Origin of the sequence: Sphingopyxis terrae subsp. terrae NBRC 15098 (assembly GCF_001610975.1) — a bacterium.
GTDB lineage: Bacteria > Pseudomonadota > Alphaproteobacteria > Sphingomonadales > Sphingomonadaceae > Sphingopyxis > Sphingopyxis terrae_A.
Window position 1 is genome coordinate 3,527,851 of sequence record NZ_CP013342.1, and the last position, 22,536, is coordinate 3,550,386.

17 protein-coding genes are annotated in these 22,536 nt (G+C 64.7%); 9 read left to right on the forward strand and 8 right to left on the reverse strand.

Going from position 1 to position 22,536, the window contains the following annotated elements:
• Nucleotide 1: 1 nt before the first annotated feature.
• The gene (locus AOA14_RS16780; protein ID WP_062903235.1) at nt 2–1,657 is read right to left on the reverse strand and encodes an electron transfer flavoprotein-ubiquinone oxidoreductase; all 1,656 of its coding nucleotides are present in this window, start codon (nt 1,655–1,657) and stop codon (nt 2–4) included.
• A 118-nt stretch (nt 1,658–1,775) separates the two neighbouring features.
• Here AOA14_RS16780 and AOA14_RS16785 point away from each other — a divergent pair, with 118 nt between their 5' ends.
• The 4 genes from AOA14_RS16785 (at nt 1,776) to AOA14_RS16800 (ending at nt 6,019) form a co-directional block, all read left to right on the forward strand.
• The gene (locus AOA14_RS16785) at nt 1,776–2,561 is read left to right on the forward strand and encodes a uracil-DNA glycosylase family protein (protein ID WP_062902619.1); all 786 of its coding nucleotides are present in this window, start codon (nt 1,776–1,778) and stop codon (nt 2,559–2,561) included.
• A gap of 3 nt (nt 2,562–2,564) precedes the next feature.
• Nucleotides 2,565–4,337 (forward strand): lytic transglycosylase domain-containing protein, encoded by a 1,773-nt coding sequence (locus AOA14_RS16790; RefSeq protein ID WP_062902620.1) that lies wholly within the window; start codon nt 2,565–2,567, stop codon nt 4,335–4,337.
• A complete protein-coding gene (gene moaB / locus AOA14_RS16795) occupies nt 4,327–4,851 on the forward strand; it encodes a molybdenum cofactor biosynthesis protein B (protein ID WP_062902621.1) in 525 nt (174 codons plus the stop codon). The genes AOA14_RS16790 and moaB overlap by 11 nt, the downstream gene beginning before the upstream one ends.
• Nucleotides 4,852–4,930: 79 nt before the next feature.
• Nucleotides 4,931–6,019, forward strand: coding sequence for a PA0069 family radical SAM protein (locus AOA14_RS16800; protein WP_062902622.1), 1,089 nt, complete (start codon nt 4,931–4,933; stop codon nt 6,017–6,019).
• 125 nt (nt 6,020–6,144) lie between these two features.
• On the opposite strand, the gene AOA14_RS16805 is transcribed toward AOA14_RS16800, so the two are convergent.
• The 7 genes from AOA14_RS16805 to mutL all read right to left on the reverse strand — a co-directional run bounded on the left by AOA14_RS16805 (nt 6,145) and on the right by mutL (nt 16,755).
• Nucleotides 6,145–7,749, reverse strand: a complete 1,605-nt coding sequence (locus AOA14_RS16805) for a long-chain fatty acid--CoA ligase (protein ID WP_409372271.1) — start codon at nt 7,747–7,749, stop codon at nt 6,145–6,147.
• Between the two features lie 68 nt (nt 7,750–7,817).
• Nucleotides 7,818–11,306 (reverse strand): DNA polymerase III subunit alpha, encoded by a 3,489-nt coding sequence (dnaE, locus tag AOA14_RS16810; RefSeq protein ID WP_062902624.1) that lies wholly within the window; start codon nt 11,304–11,306, stop codon nt 7,818–7,820.
• Nucleotides 11,307–11,487: 181 nt separating this feature from the next.
• On the reverse strand, nt 11,488–11,964 hold the full coding sequence (locus AOA14_RS16815; protein WP_062902625.1) for a glutathione peroxidase: 477 nt from the start codon (nt 11,962–11,964) through the stop codon (nt 11,488–11,490).
• A 47-nt stretch (nt 11,965–12,011) separates the two neighbouring features.
• On the reverse strand, nt 12,012–12,689 hold the full coding sequence (locus AOA14_RS16820; RefSeq protein ID WP_062768337.1) for an ABC transporter ATP-binding protein: 678 nt from the start codon (nt 12,687–12,689) through the stop codon (nt 12,012–12,014).
• Nucleotides 12,682–13,932 (reverse strand): lipoprotein-releasing ABC transporter permease subunit, encoded by a 1,251-nt coding sequence (locus tag AOA14_RS16825; RefSeq protein WP_062902626.1) that lies wholly within the window; start codon nt 13,930–13,932, stop codon nt 12,682–12,684. Before AOA14_RS16825 ends, AOA14_RS16820 begins: the two co-directional genes overlap by 8 nt.
• A gap of 528 nt (nt 13,933–14,460) precedes the next feature.
• Nucleotides 14,461–14,796, reverse strand: coding sequence for a hypothetical protein (locus AOA14_RS16830; RefSeq protein WP_062902627.1), 336 nt, complete (start codon nt 14,794–14,796; stop codon nt 14,461–14,463).
• A gap of 144 nt (nt 14,797–14,940) precedes the next feature.
• The gene (gene mutL / locus AOA14_RS16835) at nt 14,941–16,755 is read right to left on the reverse strand and encodes a DNA mismatch repair endonuclease MutL (protein WP_062902628.1); all 1,815 of its coding nucleotides are present in this window, start codon (nt 16,753–16,755) and stop codon (nt 14,941–14,943) included.
• Between the two features lie 199 nt (nt 16,756–16,954).
• On the opposite strand from mutL, the gene AOA14_RS16840 reads away from it, so the two are divergent.
• The 5 genes from AOA14_RS16840 (at nt 16,955) to rodA (ending at nt 22,508) form a co-directional block, all read left to right on the forward strand.
• Nucleotides 16,955–18,001, forward strand: coding sequence for a rod shape-determining protein (locus AOA14_RS16840; RefSeq protein WP_003043744.1), 1,047 nt, complete (start codon nt 16,955–16,957; stop codon nt 17,999–18,001).
• Between the two features lie 17 nt (nt 18,002–18,018).
• Nucleotides 18,019–18,918, forward strand: coding sequence for a rod shape-determining protein MreC (gene mreC, locus AOA14_RS16845; protein WP_062902629.1), 900 nt, complete (start codon nt 18,019–18,021; stop codon nt 18,916–18,918).
• A complete protein-coding gene (mreD, locus tag AOA14_RS16850) occupies nt 18,915–19,436 on the forward strand; it encodes a rod shape-determining protein MreD (protein WP_062902630.1) in 522 nt (173 codons plus the stop codon). Before mreC ends, mreD begins: the two co-directional genes overlap by 4 nt.
• A 61-nt stretch (nt 19,437–19,497) precedes the next feature.
• A complete protein-coding gene (mrdA, locus tag AOA14_RS16855; RefSeq protein ID WP_062902631.1) occupies nt 19,498–21,405 on the forward strand; it encodes a penicillin-binding protein 2 in 1,908 nt (635 codons plus the stop codon).
• A complete protein-coding gene (gene rodA, locus AOA14_RS16860; protein ID WP_062902632.1) occupies nt 21,402–22,508 on the forward strand; it encodes a rod shape-determining protein RodA in 1,107 nt (368 codons plus the stop codon). The genes mrdA and rodA overlap by 4 nt, the downstream gene beginning before the upstream one ends.
• The last annotated feature ends 28 nt before the right edge of the window (nt 22,509–22,536 follow it).

Below are 22,536 nucleotides of genomic sequence, written 5' to 3' on the forward strand. Positions count from 1 at the left end.
CTTACATATTGGGATAATTGGGGCCTCCGCCGCCTTCGGGGGTGACCCAGTTGATATTCTGGGTCGGATCCTTGATGTCGCACGTCTTGCAATGCACGCAATTCTGCGCGTTGATGACGAAGCGCGGTTCGCCCTCATCCTGACCGACAACCTCATAGACGCCGGCCGGGCAATAACGCTGCGCGGGCTCGTCATACATCGGCAGATTATATTCGATCGGGATCGTCGGATCCTTGAGCTGCAAGTGGATCGGCTGATCTTCCTCATGGTTGGTGTTGGAGAGGAACACCGAGGACAACCGGTCAAAAGTCAGCACCCCGTCGGGCTTCGGATATTCGGGCTTGGGCATCATATCGGCGCGATAGAGCGTCGTGTTGTCGGGGTGATGCTTCATCGTGAACGGCATGCGGATGCCGAAGCTTTCGAGCCACATGGTCATCCCCGACAGGACCGTCCCCGCCAGATCGCCGAATTTTTCGACCAGCGGCAGCACGTTGCGGACGACACTCAGCTCCTTCTTCACCCAGCTGTCGTCATAGGCGTCCTGATAGGCGGTCAGCGTATCGCCCGAACGACCGGCATTGACCGCAGCGAAAGCCGCTTCGGCCGCCATCATCCCCGACTTCATCGAGGTGTGCGTGCCCTTGATGCGCGGCACGTTGAGGAAGCCGGCGCTGTCGCCGATCAGCGCGCCGCCCGGAAAGGCGAGCTTCGGCACCGACTGGTAGCCGCCGTCGCTGATCGCGCGCGCGCCGTAAGAGATGCGCTTGCCGCCCTTCAAAATCTTCGCGATCTCGGGGTGCGTCTTCCACTTCTGCATCTCCTGGAAAGGGGAGATGTGCGGGTTGCGGTAGTTGAGCCAGGTCACGAAGCCCAGCGCCACCTGCCCGTTCGCCTGATGATAGAGGAAACCGCCGCCATTGGCGTTGGCATCGAGCGGCCAGCCCTGCGTGTGGATGACGCGGCCGGGGGCGTGATTTGCGGGATCGATGTCCCACAATTCCTTGATGCCGATGCCATAGACCTGCGGCTCGCAATCGGCGTCGAGTGCGAACTGCGGCTTCAGCATCTTGGTCAGGTGGCCGCGCACGCCTTCGGCAAAGAAGCTATATTTCGCATGGAGCTCAAGCCCCGGCGCATAGTCGGGCTTGTGGCTGCCGTCGCGCGCGATGCCCATGTCGCCGGTGGCGACGCCCTTCACCGACCCATCGTCGTTGTACAGGATTTCCGCGGCGGCAAAGCCGGGGAAGATTTCGACGCCCAGCCCTTCGGCCTGTTCGGCCAGCCAGCGGCAGAGATTGCCGAGGCTGCCCGTATAGGTGCCCTTGTTGTGCATGAAGCCGGGCGTAATCAGATGCGGGACGGAGATTTTCTTCTTCTTCGTCAGCACCCAATGCTGATTATCGTTCACCGGCACCTCGGCGAGCGGACAGCCCTGCTCGCGCCAGTCGGGAAGCAGCTCGTCGAGCGATTTGGGATCGATCACCGCTCCCGACAGGATATGCGCGCCGACTTCGGACCCTTTTTCGAGCACGCAGACCGACAGCTCACTGCCCGCTTCGTTCGCGAGTTGCTTCAGGCGGATCGCCGCCGAAAGGCCCGCCGGCCCTGCCCCGACGATCACCACGTCATAAGGCATCGATTCCCGTTCGCTCACCTCAAAGCCCTTTCTGCCGTCCCCGCCGCGATCATTCATCGTAAGCGGCGCTCATTCTGTCACGATTTGCGATGCCTTCCAATTGACGCGCGCGTCAACCTCCTGTTTCAACATTTTCATGGGTGGGCGGAATTCAGCCTTGCTGGCGGAAAGCTATTGCGACTGGTGGTCGCTGGCCGGCGTCGATGCTCTGGTCGGCGAAGTGCCGGCCGGCTGGCTCGACGTGCCTGCCGCCAATGACGCTGCGGCACCGCGGCGAAGCCCCGTCCTTGCCGAACCCGAGGTCGCCCCGCTGCCCGCCGCGCTCCAGCGCGTCGAAGCGCCCCAAAATGACGAACCCAAGGGGCCGGTCGCCTTGCCGGGCGAATGGGACGAATTCCAGCTTTGGCTCGCCGAGCACCCCGACGTGCCGGGCAGCCAGTGGGACGCGCGCCGCGTGCTGCCGCAGGGAATGCCGGATTCGGCGCTGATGGTCCTCACCGCGTGGCCCGAGGTCGATGATCAGCGTGACGGGACGCTCTTTACCGGACCGGCGGGTCCCTTACTCGACGCGATACTGCGCGCGATCGGGCTGACGCGCGGCGACTGTTATATCGCCAGCCTCGCAGTGACGCGCCCGGCGGGCGGCCGCTGCGACGAAAGCGACGCTGCAGAGCTCGACCGACTGCTGCGGCACCATGTCGCGCTGGCGCGGCCGCAGCGGTTGCTGCTCGTCGGCAGCGACATGCTGCGCATTGCGACGGGACGCCCGCTCGCCGATTTGCGCGGAAAGTTACTCGATCTTAACCATGATGGCGGCAAAGTGGAGGCGGTGGCAATCGCGCATCCCGCGATGCTCCTCGCCCGGCCAGCGCACAAGGCGGCGGCCTGGGATAGTCTCAAACTGCTCAACCGGGGACGTTGACAGATGACAAAAGCGAAATGGGCGCTCGGCGCCTCGATCCTGATTTTCCTTGCGGCCGGAACCGTCCCGGCGATGGCCGCCGACGCGCCCGATCGCGATTTTTCGGCTCCGTCGCAAACGGTGCCCGAAATCCTGTCGGCGAAGCAGAAGCAATTCTACACGCAAGTGCTGACCGCCATTCGCGGACAGCGCTGGGCCGATGCGAAATCGATGCTCGACGGCGCCGACAAGGGCCCGCTCAACGATTTCCTGCGCGCCGAATTGCTGCTCGCGGCAAACAGCCCGCGCGCCGAAGTGTCGGACCTGATGCCGGTTCTCGCACGATCGCCCGAACTGCCGCAGGCCGACCGTCTGGCAAGCCTTGCCGCGAAGCGCGGCGCCACCGATGTGCCGGTCCTGCCCAACCAGAATCGCCTGAGCTGGTCGGGCAGCGCCCCGCGCCGGCTCGGCGCCGACAGCGTGGGCGGCGATCCGGTCGCCGCCGGGCTGGCCCGCACCATCCCGGACCGTATCAAGAACGACGATCCCGCCGGCGCCGAGGCGCTCTATGCAGCGGTCGCCGACCAGCTGACGCCCGAGGCGCGCGACGAATGGCGGCAGAAGATTGCTTGGTCCTATTATATCGAGAATGACGACGCCAATGCGCTTCGCCTCGCGGCGGAATGCAGCGCGAGCCAGGGCGCCTGGCCGGTGCAGGGCGCGTGGGTGCAAGGCCTCGCTTCGTGGCGCCTGCGCGACTATCGCACCGCACTGGGCGCCTTCGACCGCGTCGCCAAGGAAGCCCCCGACAGCGAGCAGCGCGCCGCCGCTTATTATTGGGCCTCACGCGCGGCGATCGCATCGGGCGAGCCGCAGCTTGTCGAGCCGCGCCTGCGCGCCGCGGCGAGCAATGAGGAAACCTTCTACGGCCTCCTCGCCGCCGAAACGCTGGGTCTGGAAACCAATATCCAGCGCGAGAATGTCCGCGCCGACCGCAGCGCCTTCCGCGCGCTCGAGGAACTGCCCAATGTCCGCGCCGCGGTTGCGATGGCCGAGATTGGCGAGGACGGCTACGCCGACACGCTGCTGCGCCAGCAGGCGCGCATCGGCGACCCGCGCCAGCACGAACAGCTCATTGCCCTGGCCCAGGCGCTCAGCCTGCCCGAAACCCAGCTCTATCTGGCCCACAACACGCCGCGGGGCCGCAAGCTCGCCGCCGCGACGCGTTATCCGCAGCCGCGCTGGGAGCCCAATGGCGGGTGGAAGGTCGATCCGGCGCTGGTCTTTGCCCACACGCTGCAGGAATCGCGTTTCCAGCGCACGGTGGTCAGCCCGGCGGGCGCCTATGGCTTGATGCAGGTGCGCCCCGGCACCGCCAAGGATCTGGCGCGGTGGCGGGGCGAAAGCGTCAATCCTGCCGATCTGCGCATCCCCGCGGTGAATATGGATTTCGGCCAGAGCTATCTGCAGTATCTGAGCAAGGATTCGTCGACCGGCGGCCTGCTGCCCAAGGTGATCGCCGCCTATAATGCGGGCCCCGCGCCGGTTGCGCGCTGGTCGACCGAAGTGCGCGACAATGGCGATCCGCTGCTCTTCATGGAATCGATCCCCTATTGGGAAACGCGCGCCTATGTCGGCATCGTGCTACGCAATTACTGGATGTACGAAGCCGAACAGGGCAAGCCGTCGATCAGCCGCGCCGCCCTCGCGCAGGGCAAATGGCCGCGCTTTCCCGACAGCAAGGACCGGGTACGGCTGACCTACGCCGGTCCCGCCGGTCTCGCCAATGCCGATTGATCCGGCGCGCCCGTTCAAGCCCGTTCGCATCGCCATACTGACGATTTCGGACAGCCGCAGCAGCGACGACGACACATCGGGCGACAAGCTCGCTGAACTTCTGACCGGCGCGGGGCACGAGCTTGCGGCGCGCGCGATCATTCGCGACGAAACCGATCTTATCGTATCGCGGTTGCACAACTGGATTGACGACCCTGCGGTCGATGTCGTCATTGCGACCGGCGGCACGGGCCTGACCGGCCGCGACGTGACGCCCGAGGCGCTGCACCGCCTCGATGGCAAGGATATTCCGGGCTTCGGCGAACTGTTCCGCTGGATCAGCTTTCAGAAGATCGGCACCTCGACGATCCAGTCGCGCGCCTGCGCCGTCGTCGCACGCGGGACCTATATCTTCGCGCTGCCCGGGTCGACCGGCGCCGTCACCGATGCCTGGGAGGGCATTTTGGAAAGCCAGCTCGACAGCCGGCACCGCCCCTGCAACTTCGTCGACCTGATCCCGCGCCTCACCGAATAGCCCAAATGTCGCCACCGGCTTCCCGCGGGCGACGATATTTGTTCTTTATATGTTCTCGATGTTCCACTAGATTGCGACAGTGGAACCGACCCGTCCCCTTCCCGCGATTTCAGGCCGCGGCGCCCCGACCAACCTCCGCCCGACGCGGACCGGATCGCTCGACCGCGCGGCCGATGGCGACTGGCTCGACACGGCCGAAGACATCGACGGCACCGCGCCGGCGCTGCGCACCACCGTCACCGTCGAACATCCCAGGACGATCATCGCGCGCAACAACTCGCCAGACATCGGTTTCGACCGTTCGATCAATCCGTATCGCGGCTGCGAACATGGCTGCATCTATTGCTTCGCGCGCCCCACCCACGCCTTCCACGACCTGTCACCGGGGCTCGATTTCGAAAGCCGGCTCTTTGCCAAGCCCGATGCCGCCGCCTTGCTGCGAGGGGAACTGGCCAAGCGCGGCTATGTGCCCGCCCCGCTTGCCATCGGCACCAACACCGACGGCTATCAGCCGATCGAACGCGAATGGGGCGTGACGCGCGCGGTGGTCGAGGTGCTGGCCGAAACGCGGCATCCGCTGATCGTCACGACCAAGTCCGATCGCATCCTTCGCGATATCGATCTGCTCGCCGACATGGCGCGCGACAATCTGGTCGGGGTAGCGATTTCGGTCACGACGCTCGATCCCGCAGTCGCCCGTACATTGGAGCCGCGCGCGCCGCATCCCAAGCGGCGGCTCGCGGCGATCCGCAAGCTGATCGACGCGGGCGTCCCGACGCAGGTCAATATCTCGCCGATCATTCCCGCTATTACCGCTCACGAGATAGAGGCGATCATGGCTGCGGCGGCAGAGGCCGGCGCGATCCGCGCCTCCTATATCCTTCTCCGCCTCCCCCACGAAGTCGCGCCGCTGTTCCGCGCCTGGCTCGACGCCCATTATCCCGACCGCGCCGCCAAGGTGATCCACATGGTGCAGGACATTCGCGGCGGCCGCGACAATGACCCCGACTATTTTTCCCGCATGAAGGGGCGAGGCGTTTGGGCGCAGCTCATCCGCACCCGTGTCAAGCGCGCGGCGCGCGAACATGGCCTCGACAAAAGCTTTCCGCCGCTCCGCAGCGACCTGTTCAGGCCGCCGGAACGCGACGGACAGATGGAATTGTTCTAACCGGCTGCAAAAGCCAATCGTCATTGCGAGCGAAGCGAGGCAATCCCCAGTTATTCGCTTGCCCTGTCGCGGTTGGCTGGAGATTGCTTCGTCGCTGCGCGCCTCGCAATGACACCCATAGGGGGTTACGCCTCCGCCAACGACTTCAGCTTGTAATCCTTGTAATCGTCGCGGATCTGGCGCTTCAGGATCTTGCCCGTCGCGGTGTGCGGCAGTTCTTCGACGAAGACGATCTCGTCGGGCAGCCACCATTTCGCGACCTTGTCCTTCAGATAATCGAGGATGCTCGCTTCGGTCGCCTCGGCGCCGGGTTTCCTGACGATCAGCAGGATCGGTCGTTCGTCCCATTTGGGGTGGAATACGCCGACCGCGGCGGCTTCCTGAACGCCGGGGGCGCCCACCGCGGCATTTTCGAGTTCGATCGACGAAATCCACTCGCCGCCCGATTTGATGACATCCTTCGCCCGGTCGGTGATTTGCATGACCCCGTCGGGATGGATCACCGAGACGTCGCCGGTATCGAACCACCCGTCGCTGTCGGCGGCATCGGCGTCAGCCTTGAAATAGCGCTGGATGATCCAGGGGCCCCGGCATTGCAGCCGCCCGCTCGTCACCCCGTCGCGCGGCAGGACATTATCCTCCTCGTCGACGATGCGCAGTTCGACGCCAAAGGGCGGGCAGCCCTGGCGGCAGACGATATCGACGCGCTCGTCGAAGCTCATTTCGTCCCAATTCCACGGCCGCTTGCCCATCGTTCCGATCGGCGAGGTTTCGGTCATGCCCCATGCGTGGCCGACGTCGATCCCCGCCTTCATGAAGCGTTCGATCATCGCACGCGGCGCCGCCGAGCCGCCGATGATGACGCGGTAAAGCTTGCCATAGTCGATCCCGGTCGCATCCATATGCGCGAACATCGCGAGCCACACCGTCGGCACGCCGGCGCTGTGCGTCACCCCTTCGGCGTGCATCAGTTCGCAGAGCACCTGCGCATCATTGGTCGCCGAAAAGACGAGCTTCGCCCCCACCGTCGCGGCGGCGAAGGGAATGCCCCAGCTGTTGGCGTGGAACATCGGCACGATCGGCAGGATGACGCTGCGGTTCGACATGTCGAAGACATCGGGTTGAATCTCGGTGATCGCATGGATGACGTTCGAGCGATGTTCGTAGAGCACGCCTTTCGGATTGCCCGTCGTTCCGCTGGTATAGCAGAGGCCCACCGGATCGCGCTCGTCGAGATCGACCCATTCGAAGCTGCCGTCTTCGGCGTCGATCAGATCCTTGTAGGAAAGATAGCCGTCGCGCGCCGGCGCATCGAACAGCACGAAATGCTCGACGGTGGGAAGCTGATCGCGCAGCCGTTCGACGATCGGCAGAAATGCCGCGTCGAAGAAGAGAATGCGGTCCTCGGCATGATTGACGATATAGACAAGCTGTTCGTCGAACAGCCGCGGGTTCACCGTGTGCAGCACCCCGCCCATGCCAGCGGTCCCGTACCAGCTCACCAGATGATGGCCATGGTTCATCGCGAGCGTCGCGATACGGTCGCCCTTCGTCATCCCCAGCCGCGTCATGGCGGCAGCGAAGCGGCGGGCGTCCTTGCCGACCTCGCCCCAGCTCGACCGCGTCATGCTGCCGTCGGCCCAGCGCGAGACGATTTCACGTGCGCCATGTTCGCGCGCCGCATGATCGATCAGGCTTGTAACGAGCAGCGGCTGGCCCTGCATTCCCATATGCATCTCTCCCGTGTCTTTCGTCAGGGATAGGGCCGGAAATGCGCGGCACGCAAGAGGGGGCGAGCCTAGCGGACGCGAAAATCGCGCGGCGGGACCAGCGAAAGCGCCACATCGGTTACACCTGCAACCATTTGGAGCCGCGAGACGGTGTCTGGGCCGAGCGCGAAGCCGCGTCCCAGCTCGATCCGGATGTCCTCGCCCGTCAGCGGATCGGTCGTCGATACGATCACCCGCCCGCGCGCATCCTCGCGCCGTTCGAGATAGCGGAGCATCTCGCCCGGCGCCTCGGCGAGTTCGACGCGGCAATCGAGTTGCAGCGCGGCACTCGCCGCAATGTCGGCGAGCGACTGCGCCCCGCGCACCGTCACGCGCGGCGTTTCCTCGCCCTCGAGCAGATCGAGTTCGACGTTGAGCAGCGCGCAGCCGCCGTCGACCGCCAAGGCCTCCAATATCTTGCCCGTCTGCTCGTCGAAGCAGCTCGACTGAAATTGTCCGCTGCGGTCCGACAGCGTCAGGTTGAGGAAGCGATTGCCGCGCTGCGACACGCGCGGGCGCGCGCTTTCGACCATCGCCGCCATCACCATCGGGATGCGGGTTCCGGGCGTCATTTCGACCGTTTCGCAGATATTGCCGTAGGTCCGCGCACCGCGCGCCGCGATCACCGCCTCATATTGTTCGACCGGGTGAGCCGAGAAATAAAAGCCGAACGCGTCCTTTTCCTTCGCCATCCGCTCGGCAAGCGTCCAGGGTTCGGCAGCGGACAGCTGGAGCACCGGCGCGATCGCGACATCACCGCCGAACAACCCGCCCTGCCCCGTCGAGCGTTCGTGCGCCGAACTATTGGCGCAGGCCAGCAACGCCTCGGCTCCAGCAAAGGCGCGCGGTCGGTCGGGTTCGACGCAGTCGAACGCGCCGCCCCCCGCCAGCGCCTCGATCTGGCGGCGGTTGAGCAGCTTGGGGTCGATGCGCGCGGCAAAATCGTCGAGACTCGCAAAATCGCCCTTGGCTTGACGCTCGGCGACGAGAGCCTCCATCGCCTTTTCGCCGACACCTTTGAGCGCGCCGAGCGCGTAGCGGACCGCGAGCCCGTCTTCGCTGCGCCCGACCGAAAAATCGGCCTCGCTGTCGTTGATCGACGGCGGCGCGATCGCGATGTCGAGGCGGCGCATATCGTCGATGAAGATCGACAATTTGTCGGTCTGATGGCTGTCGAACGACATCGACGCGGCGAAGAATTCGTGCGGATAATGCGCCTTCAGCCACGCCGTCTGATAGGAGAGCAGCGCATAGGCCGCCGCATGGCTCTTGTTGAAGCCATAGCCCGCGAATTTGTCGATCAAGTCGAACAGCTCGTTCGCGGCCTTGGCGTCGATGCCATTATGCTCGCCGCAACCTTTGACGAAGGTGTCGCGCTGCGCGTCCATCTCCGCCTGCACCTTCTTGCCCATCGCGCGGCGCAACAGGTCCGCGCCGCCGAGGCTGTAGCCGGCCAGGATCTGCGCCGCCTGCATCACCTGTTCCTGATAGACGAAGATGCCGTAGGTTTCGGCGAGGATGCCTTCGAGCAGCGGGTGCGGATAGGCGATCGGCTCGCGCCCGTTCTTGCGCGCGCCGAATAGCGGAATATTGTCCATCGGCCCTGGCCGATACAGCGCGACGAGCGCGATAATGTCCCCGAAATTGGTCGGCTTCACCGCCGACAGCGTGCGCCGCATCCCTTCGGATTCCAGCTGGAACACCCCGACGGTGTCGCCGCGCTGGAGCAACTCATAGACCGCGGGATCGTCCCAGCCGAGCGTATCGAGATCGACATCGATCCCGCGCAGCGCGAGCAGGCGCCGCGCTTCCTTGAGCACCGACAGCGTCTTGAGGCCAAGAAAGTCGAACTTCACCAGCCCCGCCGTCTCGACATATTTCATGTCGAACTGCGTGACCGGCATATACGAGCGCGGATCGCGATAGAGCGGGACAAGCTGGTCGAGCGGCCGGTCCCCGATCACGACCCCCGCCGCGTGGGTCGAACTGTGCCGCGGCAGGCCTTCGAGCTGGCGCGCCATGTCGAACAGGCGGCGGACGCCGTCATCCTGCTTATATTCGGTCATCAGCTCGCTGACGCCGTTCAATGCGCGTTCGAGCGTCCAGGGATCGGTCGGATGGTTCGGTACCAGCTTCGCGAGCCGGTCGACCTGCCCATAGCTCATCTGGAGCACGCGGCCGGTGTCCTTCAGAACCGCGCGCGCCTTCAGCTTACCGAAGGTGATGATCTGCGCGACGGTGTCGCGGCCGTATTTCTCCTGCACATAGCGGATCACCTCGCCGCGGCGGGTTTCGCAGAAGTCGATGTCGAAGTCGGGCATCGACACGCGCTCGGGATTGAGGAAGCGTTCGAACAGCAGCCCGAGCTTAAGCGGGTCGAGGTCGGTGATGGTCAGCGACCAGGCGACGAGGCTGCCCGCACCCGATCCACGCCCCGGCCCCACCGGAATATCGTGCGCCTTCGCCCATTTGATGAAGTCGGCAACGATCAGGAAGTAGCCCGGAAAGCCCATCTGCGTGATGACGTCGACCTCGAAGTCAAGCCGCGCGACATAGGCCTGCTTTTCTTCCTCGGTAAGGTCCGGATAGAGCGCAAGCCGTTCGGCCAGCCCTGCGTGGGCATCGACCTTGAGCTGCGCCGCCTCGCCCTCGCGGTCGCCGGCAAGGCTCGGCAGGATCGGTTTGCGCTTGGGCGCCATGAAGGCGCAGCGCTGCGCGATCACCAGCGTGTTGCGGATCGCCTCGGGCAGGTCGGAGAAACTGTCCTCCATCGCCTCGGCCGATTTCAGCCAGGCTTCGGGGTTGGACGAGCGGCGATCCTCGCTTTCGACATAGGCCGACTGCGCAATGCACAGCATCGCATCATGCGCGGGATGAAATTGCGGATCGACGAAATTGGCGGGATTGGTCGCAACCAGCGGCAACGCGCGCGTGTAGGCCAGCTCGATCAGCGCCTCCTCGGCGGCCTTTTCAGTCGCATCGCCCCGCCGCGACAGTTCGATATACAGCCGATCGGCGAAAAGCGCTTCCAGCTGCTCGACATACTCGTCGGCGGCCGTCTTCTGCTCGCCGGCCAGCAAGCGCGCCAGAGCGCCCTCGCCGCCCCCGGTCAGGCAGATGAGCCCGTCGGTCTTGCCGGCGAGGTCCGAAAGCAGGACATGCGGCTCCTGCTCGACCGGTCGGCCGAGGTGCGCCGCAGACACCAGCGCGCAAAGATTATTGTAGCCCGCATCGTCCTGCGCATAGAGCGCAATCCAGTCGATCAGCGGTGCGCCGCTCGCCAGCCGCTGCCCCGGCCGCGCCACGCTCAGCAGCGCACCGACGATCGGCTGGACACCCGCCGCCTTGCACGCGTCGCCAAAGGCCATGACACCGTACAGCCCGTTGCGATCCGCGACCGCTATCGCCGGAAAGCCCCGCTCGCGCGCCGCTTTCGCGATCGCCTTGGGCTCGATCGCCCCCTCCAGCATGGTGAAACTGGAAAAGACGCGCAGGGGAACAAAGGGGCTGTAGGCCATCGGATGACGCTAGGCACATGTGACGATTCGGGGAAGCGTCCGTGTGCAAAATATGCACATTGGCCGCGCACCCGAACCGTTCGTTCTGAGCTTGTCGAAGCACCGTCCTATTCTTCACCGCCGCAAAGTGAAGTACGACCCTTCGACAAGCTCAGGTCGAACGGCTTTGGCTTGGGGGTTCCTAACCCAGCAATTCCTCAATCTCCTTGCGCAGCTGCTCGGGCTTGGTTGTCGGCGCATGGCGCGAGACGACATTGCCGTCGCGGTCGACGAGGAATTTGGTGAAATTCCACTTGATCCCGCTGCCGAGCAGGCCGGTCTTTTCCTTCTTCAGATGCTTGAAGATCGGATCGGCGTCGTCGCCGTTGACGTCGATCTTCGCCATCAGCGGGAAGCTGACATCATAGGTCAGCGAGCAGAAATTCTTGATTTCCTCGGCATCGCCCGGCTCCTGCGCGCCGAACTGGTTGCAGGGGAAGGCCAGAACCTCGAACCCGCGATCCTTGTAATCGCGGTAGAGCTCCTCCAGCCCTTCATATTGCGGGGTAAAGCCGCATTTGGAGGCGGTGTTGACGATCAGCAGCACCTTCCCCTTGTAGTCGGCCATCGCCTGCGATCCGCCGCCCGGCAGTTTCGCTGAGAAATCGTAGAGCCCCATATTCGCTTCCCCTTCGGCTGGGCGTCGGCAATCGCTTCCAGCTTTGCCTACGCCTCGATCTGTCCTTCGTGCAAGCGCCACACGCGATCCATTCGCGCCGCCAGCCGTTCGTTATGCGTCGCAACCAGTGCGGCAGAACCATGATCGCGGACGAGTTTGACGAACTGGTCGAACACGCGGTCCGCCGTCGCTTCGTCGAGATTGCCCGTGGGTTCGTCGGCGAGCACGAGCAGCGGCCGGTTCGCCAGCGCGCGCGCCACCGCAACGCGCTGTTGCTCGCCGCCCGACAGCTTGCTCGGCTTGTGGTGCAGACGCTCGGCAAGTCCGAGCCGGCCGAGCAGGTCGGCAGCGCGCTCTTCGGCTTCGGCCTGGCGCGCGCCGCGAATGAGCTGCGGCAGCACGACATTCTCGACCGCGCTGAAATCGGGGAGCAGATGGTGGAATTGATAGACGAAGCCGATCTTCTCGCGCCGCGTCGTTGTCCGCGCGCCCTGATCGAAGCGCGTCACATCCTCGCCATCGATGCGGATCGTGCCCTCGAAACCGCCTTCAAGCAGGCCGACCGCCTGCAGCATCGTCGACTTGCCCGATCCCGACGGGCCGAGCAGCGCGACGATTTCGCCGCGCTTCAGCGCCGCATCGATGCCGCGCAGCACATGGATGGTAACGTCGCCCTGCGTAAAGCTGCGCTTCAGGTCGACAAGTTCCAGGACGACATCATTCATAGCGCAGCACCTGCACGGGATCGGTATTCGCGGCCTTCAGTGCCGGATAGAGCGTCGCGAGGAAACTGAAGACGATCGCCATCACCGCAATGCCGACGATTTCGAACGGATCGGGCTTCGACGGCAATTCGGTCAGAAATCGGATCGACGGATCCCACAGCGGCTGCCCGGTGATGAATTCCGCTCCGCGCAGCACGCCGGCGCGGAAGTAAAGCAGGCTGAAGCCGATGATCATGCCGACAATGGTTCCCGCAACGCCGATCGACAGGCCGATCGCCATGAAGATGCGCATCACCGCATCGCGCGGCGCGCCCATGGTGCGCAGGATTGCCATGTCGCGCGTCTTGGCGCGGACGAGCATGATGAGCGAAGAGATGATGTTGAAAGCGGCAACGAGCACGATCAGCGACAGGATCACGAACATCGCGACGCGCTCGACCGACAGCGCCTCGAACAGACTGCTGTTCATCGACCGCCAGTCCGAAATCACCGCCTGCGCCGCGACCTTTTCGGCCAGCGGCTGCAATATCTCGCCCACCTTGTCGGGATCGGTCGTCTTGATCTCGATCATCCCCACCTGATCGCCGGTGAGCAGCAGCAGCTGCGCATTCTCCATCGGCATCACGACATAGGCCTTGTCGAAATCATAGACGCCGATCTCGAAGATCGCCGACACGCGATAGGCAATCTCGCGCGGCACCGTTCCGAACGGCGTCGACCGGCCTGCGGGATTGATGATCGTGATCATCGACCCGACCGTCGCGCCCAGATTACGCGCCAGTTCGCTGCCGATCGCGACATTGTCGGTGCCAGGCTTCAGCGAATCGAGGTTGCCCTGCAAAACCTTGCCGTTGAGCACGCCGTTGCCGCGAATGTCGGCGACGGTCATCCCGCGCACCAGCACCCCCTCGACGCGCCCGTTGAAGGTGGTGAGCAAGGGTTGCTCGATCAGCGGGGTTGCGGACACGACGCCCGGCGTCGCCTTCACCTCCTTGAGCAGATCGCGCCAGTCGTCGAGACGGCCGCCGAAGCCCTGCACCACCGCATGGCCGTTCAGCCCGACGATCTTGTCGAACAGGTCGGAGCGGACACCGTTCATCACGCTCATCACGATAACCAGCGCCGCGACCCCCAGCATCACCGCGGTAAAACTGAACGCCGCCGCGACGAAGATGAAGCCTTCGCCGCGTTGCGGGAGCAGATAGCGTTTGAAGATGGCGCGTTCGTAAGGACGCAGGATCATCGGGCGGACGCCCCTTCAGGCGCGGTGCGCGTTGCGGTCATGCCGCCGCTTTAGGGGGCGTCCGGGCCGCTGGCAATGGTCACCGTGGGGCGCAATTCGCTGCGAATGATTCGCAGAATATGTTGCCGAACGGCCACAGGGCGGTGCAAAAGCGCCGCAGCCTGTCGACGAATGGGTGACAAAGCCCGGCGCGGCGCATAGCCCAATGGCTTCTGGTTCAACGCGGCGCAAGGCCCGGTTCCAGGGAGTGCAGGCCGGTCGCCTGGCCTGCGCACAAGGGGGATGGCGACGTTCGTCACAGGCGCCCGGGTCTCGAATGAGGCCCGGGCGTTGTGATTCCGGGCCATCGTGCGGCCGGACCTCCGCGCCGCCCTCATTAGCGCCCGCACAGCTTCTCCACATCGTCCATCGCCAGCTTCACCCCAGCCAACGCACAAGAGGTGCCAGCTTTTCCGCCGAAGCTGGAGTAGAAATTCCCGATATGGGGATAGGAAGCGGACGAGAGACCGTCCTATTCGGCATTGGCGGCTAAGCCTTGATGCCATCCAGTATCGACTGTGCTTCGGCCCGGATTTGCTCCATTTCAGCTGCTGCGAGCATGGCCTCGGCATCACCGGAAGTTACATCGACGAGGTCGCAAAATCTTTCCGCAAGAGCCATGATCCGCGCATCCCAATGACCGAATACCGGTCTTCCGGACTTGAAATTCAGCGCCAAGTTGCTGCTGAACAGAATGGAATGGCATAGCTCTTCAGGAACGCATACTACGCTCTGGTCTCGCCCCATCCAGTAGTATTCTTGAAAGCCTTTGTCGCTTAGCTCTCCAAGAGCCTCTAAAACTATTCCCTTGTTTGGTTTAAACATGTCGGGGAATGCCTGCTACGATGATCGGTAACGACATCTTGGCAAATTGAGCCAAAGTCCGCAATGTCGGTCCTTTGCAGTCATCAATCATAGTCGTCCAAGCTATCAACAATGATCAATTAAAATAGCAACACGCTAACCCATTCATTTACGCCCAAAAAGTCGCTCAACGTCCGCCATCTGCAATTTCACCCAGGTCGGACGGCCGTGGTTGCACTGGCCCGAATGGGGCGTCACTTCCATCTGTCGGAGCAAGGCGTTCATTTCGGCGACATTGAGCGGACGCCCGGCGCGCACCGACCCATGACACGCCATCGTCGCCGCCACGAGTTCGAGCCGCTCGGAGAGGCCCAGCGCTGCGTCATAGCCCGCCAAATCGTCGGCGATATCGGTGACGAGTTTGTGGCAGTCAATCGCGCCCAGCATCGCGGGCGTCGCGCGCACCATCACCGCCGCGGGGCCGAAGCGCTCGATCTCGACCCCCAGCGCGGAAAGCTGACCTGCAGCCGCTTCGAGGCGATCGCACGCCGGCTCGTCGATCTCGACGATCTCGGGCAGCAGCAAGCCCTGCGACGGCACCGCCTGCCCCGCCATGCCGCGGCGCAATTGTTCGAGCACCAGCCGCTCGTGCGCCGCATGCTGGTCGACGATGACCAGACCGTCCTCGGCCTCGGCAACGATATAGGTGTTGGCGATCTGTCCGCGCGCGATGCCTAGCGGATGGTCGGCGGCGACCGGCGGCGGCGCTTCGGCCACTTCGGCTCGCCCTGCGATCGGCGCGGCGGCGCCCGCAAAGGTCATCATCCGGTCATAGACGCGCGCCGCGTCGGCGGGCGGCGGCGCGGCATCGGCGCCGAACAGATGCACCGCGGGCTCGCTGCGCTGGCCGAACAGAAATCCGGTCGTCGGCGCCGGTGAGGCCGGTTCCTGCTGCCACGCCGCGAGCGCGGCTTCGGCAGGGCGCTGGACGCTGCGAAACCCCTGTTCGTCGAGCGCGCGGCGCAGCCCGCCGACGATCATCCCGCGCACAAGCTGCGGATCGCGGAACCGCACTTCGGTTTTCGCCGGATGGACGTTCACATCGACCTCGCTCGTCGGCAGATCGAGGAAGAGCGCGACGACCGGATGGCGATCACGCGCGAGCAGATCGGCATAGGCGCCGCGCAATGCCCCGACAAGCAGCCGGTCCTTCACCGGACGGCCGTTGACAAACAGATATTGATGATCGGCGATGCCGCGGTTGTAGGTCGGCAGGCTGATCACGCCGCCGAGCCGGACCTCGCCGCGCTCGACATCGACGCCGATGCTGTTCGCCGCCAGGTCGCGCTGGGTCAGTGCCGCGACACGGCTGAGACGATCCTGGCCGCCCTGCACGTCGAGCACGCGGCGCCCGTCATGCTCGACGGCAAAACCGACGTCGGCGCGCGCCATCGCCAGACGTTTCACGACATCGAGGCAGGCGGCATATTCGCTGCGCGCGCTACGCAGAAACTTGCGCCGGGCAGGCACGCGCGCGAACAGATCCTCGACCATCACCCGCGTGCCCTTGGCGAGCGCCGCCGGCCCTTCGGCGATGAGGCTGCCATTATCGATCACACGGCGCCACCCGTCCGCGCCCGCAACGCGGCTTTCAAGCGTCAACCGCGCAACGCTGGCAATCGACGGCAAGGCTTCGCCGCGAAAGCCCATTGTCGTCACTTCCTCGATCGCATCGGTCGGCAATTTCGAGGTCGCATGGCGCTCGAGCGCGAGCGCCATGTCGGACGCGGTCATCCCGCACCCGTCGTCATCGACTTCCAGCCGCAGAATTCCGCCCTCGGCGATTCGCACCGCAATGCGAGTCGCCCCCGCATCGAGGGCGTTTTCGACGAGTTCCTTGAGCGCTGCGGCGGGTCTTTCGACCACTTCACCGGCTGCGATCCGATTTACTAGCTTTTCCGGCAGGCGGCGTATTGACATGGGGGCTGTCCTAGCGCAGTCGGACGCAAATCGCGACCCATCCGCTCAGCCCTGATCATTTTGTCCAGCCACCCCGTCCGGGAAGAGCCGGAATCTCCCCCTGATTGGTCCTGTGCCGGTAGGCGCGCGGGTTCACATTCGATGGCGGCAGGACCAGACCGACCCGGCTGGCACGTGCCGATGACAGGAAGCAGTATCGATGTCCTTCTTTTCCCGTTTTCTGAAGTTCAATTCCCAAGACATGGCAATCGACCTCGGCACCGCGAACACGGTCGTTTACGTGCGCGGCAAGGGCATCGTGCTCAATGAGCCCTCGGTCGTCGCGGTCGAGACGCTGAACGGGATCAAGCGGGTCAAGGCGGTCGGCGACGATGCCAAGCTGATGATGGGCAAGACGCCCGACAGCATCGAGGCCATCCGCCCGCTGCGTGACGGGGTCATCGCCGACATCGATGTCGCCGAACAGATGATCAAGCACTTCATCACCAAGGTGCACGGCGGCAAGGCCAACGCGTTTCGCAGCCCCGAAATCGTGATTTGCGTGCCGTCGGGTTCGACCAGCGTTGAACGCCGCGCGATCCGCGACGCCGCATCGAACGCCGGGGCAAGCCAGGTGTGGCTGATCGAGGAACCGATGGCGGCCGCAATCGGCGCCGACATGCCGGTTACCGAACCGATCGGCTCTATGGTCGTCGACATCGGCGGCGGCACCACCGAAGTCGCGGTGCTCTCGCTGCGCGGCCTGGCTTACACGACCTCGGTCCGCGCCGGCGGCGACAAGATGGACGAAGCGATCGTCTCCTACGTTCGCCGCCATCACAATCTGCTGATCGGCGAATCGACCGCCGAGCGGATCAAGAAGGATTTCGGCATCGCGCGCGTGCCCGCCGACGGCGTCGGCATGACGATCCACATCAAGGGCCGCGACCTCGTCAACGGCGTGCCGAAGGAAATTTCGATCAATCAGGCGCAGATCGCCGAAGCACTGTCCGAACCGATCGGCACGATCGTCGAAGGCGTGCGCATCGCGCTCGAAAACACCGCCCCCGAACTCGCAGCCGACATTGTCGACCAGGGCATCGTGCTCACCGGCGGCGGCGCTTTGATCCGCGAACTCGACGAATTGCTGCGCGACGCAACCGGCCTGCCGGTGACGGTCGCGGAAGACCCGCTGACCTGCGTCGCGATTGGCACCGGCCGCGCGATGGAGGATCCCGCCTTCCGCGGCGTGCTGCAGCAAGCCTGATCGCGGACAGACGGTCCATGGTTCGCCCGGCACATCGGCGTCCGGGGCAATCCCGAAAGGCCCAGTACAGCCTCTTCGCTGCCTATGTTATTGCGATAACGGGCGCGCTTGCGGGGCTGCTTCTGGCGATCCTTTCGGTCGCCGACCCCGTCGGCTTTGCCGCCCTGCGCGTCGCCAGTCAGGAAATAACCGCGCCGATCGCGCGCGGCACGCGGTCGGTGATCGGGTCGATCTCGGGCGTCGACGACACTGTGTCGGCCTACGTCGGCGCGGGATCGCAGAACCGCCGCTTGCGCAAGGAACTGGCCGAGGCGCGCCGCCGTCTCGTCGCGACCAGCGCGCTCGAAGAGGAAAATCGCCAGCTCAAGTCGCTGCTCGGTCTGCAGCAGACCGATCGCTCGGCGCTCGCCCATGGCTATCTGCTCACCTCGACCTCGACGAGCAGCCGCCGCATCGCGCTGCTCAGCCTCGGGCGCAACCGGGGTGTATTGGCGGGCCAGCCGGTACGCGGCGCCGACGGCCTGATCGGCCGCGTGCTGACCGCCGGGCCATCGGTGTCGCAGGTGCTGCTCCTTACCGACGTCGAAAATGTCGTGCCGGTGCGCCGGGCGCGTGACGGCCTGCCGGCGCTCGCAACGGGCCGCGGCAACGGCGATCTCGACGTTCGCACGCTCAACATCGCGAACAATCCCTTCAAGCCCGGCGACATCCTCGTGACGTCGGGAACCGGCGGCCTTTATCCTCCGAACATTCCGGTCGCCATCGTCGTGCGGCGCCAGGACGATGGCGCGCTCGCGCGTCCGCTGGCCGACCCGGCAAAGGTCGACGCGGTAGCGGTGCTGCGCCCCTATACGCCCGATAATATCGAGGCGCAGGCGGTGCCCGCCCAATCCTCCACGGCAGCCGGCGCGCCATGAACCGGCACGGACAGCGGATCGGCGAGCCAGCCTCGCGCTGGCGGATGCAGGTCGTGCCGATCGCGACGGTGATGATCGCGTCGGCGCTGCCGTTGATGCTGCCGCTCGTCGCCAGTTCGCCCGTGCTGCCCCCGCTCGGTCTCCTCTTCTTCCTGAGCTGGCAACTTCTGCGCACCGAAATGTGGCCGGTGTGGATCGGTCTGCCGCTCGGCCTGTGGGACGATCTGTTCAGCGGCGCGCCGATCGGCACAGCCATCGCGCTGTGGACCGCCGCGAGCATCGCGATCGCCTATCTCTCGCAGCGCATCTATTGGCGCGGCTTCCTGCACGACTGGGCGATCGGCGCGCTGCTCGTCGCCGCTGTTCAGGCGCTTGCGGTGCTTATCACCTTTCCACACGCTCCCGCCGGGCATATGCTCGGCCTCGTGCTGCCGCAGATCATCATTTCGGTGCTGCTGATGCCGCTGTTCCTCCGCCTGACCGGCAAGTTTGACAATTTCCGTCTCAAGCGCCGATAATCGCCCGCCTCCCGCCCCCGCCTTAGCCTTCGCCCCAGATTGCCAACGAATTTCCGCTTTCATGTCCCGCAAGAAAAGTCCGCCCATTACCGAAGCCTGGAGGGGCCTCACCTTCACGCGCCGCACCCTTGTCGTCGGCGGCGGACAAATCGCCGTGGGCGCCGCGCTCGCGGCGCGGATGGGCTATATCTCGATCATCGACAATGATCGCTATGTCCTCGAATCCGAAAGCAACCGCGTCAATCTGACGCTCATCCCGCCGCGTCGCGGCTGGATCGTCGACCGCCACGGCAAGGCGCTTGCCAACAACCGCGTCTCGCTCCGCATCGACATCATTCCCGATCGCATGCACAGCAAGGAACTGGTGCTGGGCCAGCTCCGCACGTTGTTGCAGCTCGACGGCGACGCAATGGCGCGCATCGAACGCGACCTCAAGGCGGCATCCGGATTCCAGCCGGTTGCGGTTGCGGAGGACGTGACCGAGCAGCAATATGCATCGATCCTCGTCCGCCTCCCCGACCTCCCCGGCATTGCCCCGACGCGCGGTTTTGCCCGCAACTATCCCACCGGCGCCGCGGTCGGCCACCTGATCGGCTATGTCGGCGCCCCGACCGCCGAGGAATATGAAAAGGTCAAGGATCCGCTCTTCATCACCCCCGGCTTCAAGACCGGCAAGGACGGGCTGGAGAAATATTTCGAGGAATTGCTGCGCGGCAAGGCCGGCGCCAAGCGCGTCGAAGTCACCGCGCGGGGCAAGGTCGTGCGCGATCTCAGCACCCAGCCCGACACGCAAGGCAAGACCGTCCACCTGACCATCGACGCCGATCTGCAGGAATATGCCGCGCGCCGCATGGGCCCCGAATCAGGGGCGGCGGTCGTCATCGACTGCCTCAATGGCGACATCCTCGCCTTCGTTTCGATGCCGTCTTTCGATCCGAACAGCTTTTCGGACGGGATCAGCAATGCCGAATATGGCTGGCTGCGCGCCGACGATCACCAGCCGCTGATCAACAAGGCGACCCGCGGCCTCTACCCCCCGGGATCGACGCTGAAGCCGATGGCCGCGATCGCCGCGATCGAACATGGCATGGACCCGAGCGAACGCCACACCTGCATCGGCGGCTATCGCCTCGGCAACCGTTTCTTCCGCTGTCTCGGCACCCACGGCAGCGTCGACATGCCGACCGCGATCATGAAAAGCTGTAACAGCTATTTCTATTGGGTCGCCGACCGGCTGGGCTATGACGCCATCGCGCCGACCGCGAAGATGATGGGGCTGGGCGAGGAATTCCAGCTTGCCGGAAGCAACCAGCGATACGGCACGATTCCCGACAGCGCGTGGAAGATGAAAAAATACGGCCAACCCTGGTCGGCGTCCGATTCGCTGAATGCGGTGATCGGCCAGGGCTATGTCAGCGTGAACCCGCTCCAGCTCGCCGTCATGGCGTCGCGTATCGCCTCGGGCCGCAAACTCTACCCCCGCCTCGTCAGCCGGCAATTCTCGAACGAGCCTTTGCCCTTCTCAGCCGAAGCCTTTGCGACCGCGCGCGAGGGGATGAACCGCGTCGTCAACGCCCCCGGCGGAACCGCGGGGCGCAGCCGCCTGCCGCTCGACGGCATCCAGATGGCGGGCAAGACCGGCACGGCCCAGGTTCGCGGCCTCAACACCGGCAACGGCAAGGGCGGCACGTGGAAATTTCGCGATCACGGCCTGTTCATCTGCTTCGCGCCGGTCGAAAATCCGCGCTATGCCGCGTCGGTCATCATCGAACATGGCATGGGCGGCAGCCGCGCGGCGGCGCCCGTTGCCAAGGACATCTTCACCTTCCTCTACGACCGTGAAAAGGCGATGGAGGCACTGACCGCCTTTGAGGCCGGCTGGGGCGGCACGATCAAGGAGCGGATGGACCGCGACTATGCTGCGTGGAAGGCGGGTATCGCGCGCCCCGATCCGGGGCTCGCGCAATGATCCCGGTTCCGCCCGCCGTCCAGCGCATCCCCTGGAAGCTGATCGCACTCCTGTCGGCGATCACCGGCTTCGGCCTGCTCGTCCTCTATTCGGCCGCCGGCGGCAGCGTGACGCCCTGGGCGCTCCAACAGGGGGTGCGCTTCATCGTCTTCCTGCTCGTCGCGCTCGCGATCGGGCGCATGCCGATCCGCATTTTCGAAGATTTCTCTTACCTTGGCTATCTGGGCGTCGCGCTGCTTCTGCTTGCGGTCGAAGCGCTGGGTTTTGTCGGCGGCGGCAGTCAGCGATGGCTCAATCTCGGATTCATGAACCTCCAGCCGTCGGAACTGATGAAGGTCGCGATCGTCCTCGCTCTCGCGCGCTTCTACGCCCAATTGCCGCCGGGCAGCACGCGCACCTTCAACGCCTTGTGGCCCGCGCTGGTGATGATCGGCATCCCCGCCGCGCTCGTGATGCTCCAGCCCGACCTCGGCACGGCGCTGGCGATCTGCGCCAGCGCGGCGATCGTGATGTTCGTCTCGGGCCTTCCGCTGTGGTGGTTCGGCAGCGCCGCGCTCGCGGGACTGGCCGCGTTGCCGATCCTCTTTTCGATGCTGCACGACTATCAGCAGAAGCGCGTGCTGATCTTTCTCGACCCCGAAAGCGATCCGCTGGGCGCCGGCTATCACATCAGCCAGTCGAAGATTGCGATCGGATCGGGCGGACTGTTCGGCAAGGGCTTCCTCAACGGGTCGCAAAGCCACCTCGATTATTTGCCCGAAGGGCATACCGACTTCATCTTCGCCACCATGTCGGAGGAATGGGGGCTGGTCGGCGGGCTGTTGCTGCTCCTCGGCTTCTTCTTCCTGCTGCGCTGGTCCACGCGCGTCGCGCTCAACGCGCGGACGCGCTTCGGCCAATTGACCGCGACCGGCCTCACCATGACGATCTTTTTCTACATCGCAATCAATCTGGGAATGGTGATGGGGCTGGCGCCGGTCGTCGGTATCCCGTTGCCGCTCTTCTCCTATGGCGGATCGTCGATGCTGACGATCATGACCTGCATCGGCATCATCCTCGCGATCGAGAGTGACAGCAAGAAGCGGCACAGCCGGCTGAGCTGACGACGCCAGCGGCGCCGCGACCGCGCGT

What these genes read in the sequence shown, in the direction of transcription:
- AOA14_RS16785 (WP_062902619.1), top strand. Translation starts at nt 1,776, where the DNA reads ATGGGTGGGCGGAATTCAGCCTTGCTGGCGGAAAGCTATTGCGACTGG.
- AOA14_RS16790 (WP_062902620.1), top strand. Translation starts at nt 2,565, where the DNA reads ATGACAAAAGCGAAATGGGCGCTCGGCGCCTCGATCCTGATTTTCCTT.
- moaB (WP_062902621.1), top strand. Translation starts at nt 4,327, where the DNA reads ATGCCGATTGATCCGGCGCGCCCGTTCAAGCCCGTTCGCATCGCCATA.
- AOA14_RS16805 (WP_409372271.1), bottom strand. Translation starts at nt 7,749, where the DNA reads ATGGGAATGCAGGGCCAGCCGCTGCTCGTTACAAGCCTGATCGATCAT.
- dnaE (WP_062902624.1), bottom strand. Translation starts at nt 11,306, where the DNA reads ATGGCCTACAGCCCCTTTGTTCCCCTGCGCGTCTTTTCCAGTTTCACC.
- AOA14_RS16815 (WP_062902625.1), bottom strand. Translation starts at nt 11,964, where the DNA reads ATGGGGCTCTACGATTTCTCAGCGAAACTGCCGGGCGGCGGATCGCAG.
- AOA14_RS16820 (WP_062768337.1), bottom strand. Translation starts at nt 12,689, where the DNA reads ATGAATGATGTCGTCCTGGAACTTGTCGACCTGAAGCGCAGCTTTACG.
- AOA14_RS16825 (WP_062902626.1), bottom strand. Translation starts at nt 13,932, where the DNA reads ATGATCCTGCGTCCTTACGAACGCGCCATCTTCAAACGCTATCTGCTC.
- AOA14_RS16830 (WP_062902627.1), bottom strand. Translation starts at nt 14,796, where the DNA reads ATGTTTAAACCAAACAAGGGAATAGTTTTAGAGGCTCTTGGAGAGCTA.
- mutL (WP_062902628.1), bottom strand. Translation starts at nt 16,755, where the DNA reads ATGTCAATACGCCGCCTGCCGGAAAAGCTAGTAAATCGGATCGCAGCC.
- AOA14_RS16840 (WP_003043744.1), top strand. Translation starts at nt 16,955, where the DNA reads ATGTCCTTCTTTTCCCGTTTTCTGAAGTTCAATTCCCAAGACATGGCA.
- mreC (WP_062902629.1), top strand. Translation starts at nt 18,019, where the DNA reads ATGGTTCGCCCGGCACATCGGCGTCCGGGGCAATCCCGAAAGGCCCAG.
- mreD (WP_062902630.1), top strand. Translation starts at nt 18,915, where the DNA reads ATGAACCGGCACGGACAGCGGATCGGCGAGCCAGCCTCGCGCTGGCGG.
- mrdA (WP_062902631.1), top strand. Translation starts at nt 19,498, where the DNA reads ATGTCCCGCAAGAAAAGTCCGCCCATTACCGAAGCCTGGAGGGGCCTC.
- rodA (WP_062902632.1), top strand. Translation starts at nt 21,402, where the DNA reads ATGATCCCGGTTCCGCCCGCCGTCCAGCGCATCCCCTGGAAGCTGATC.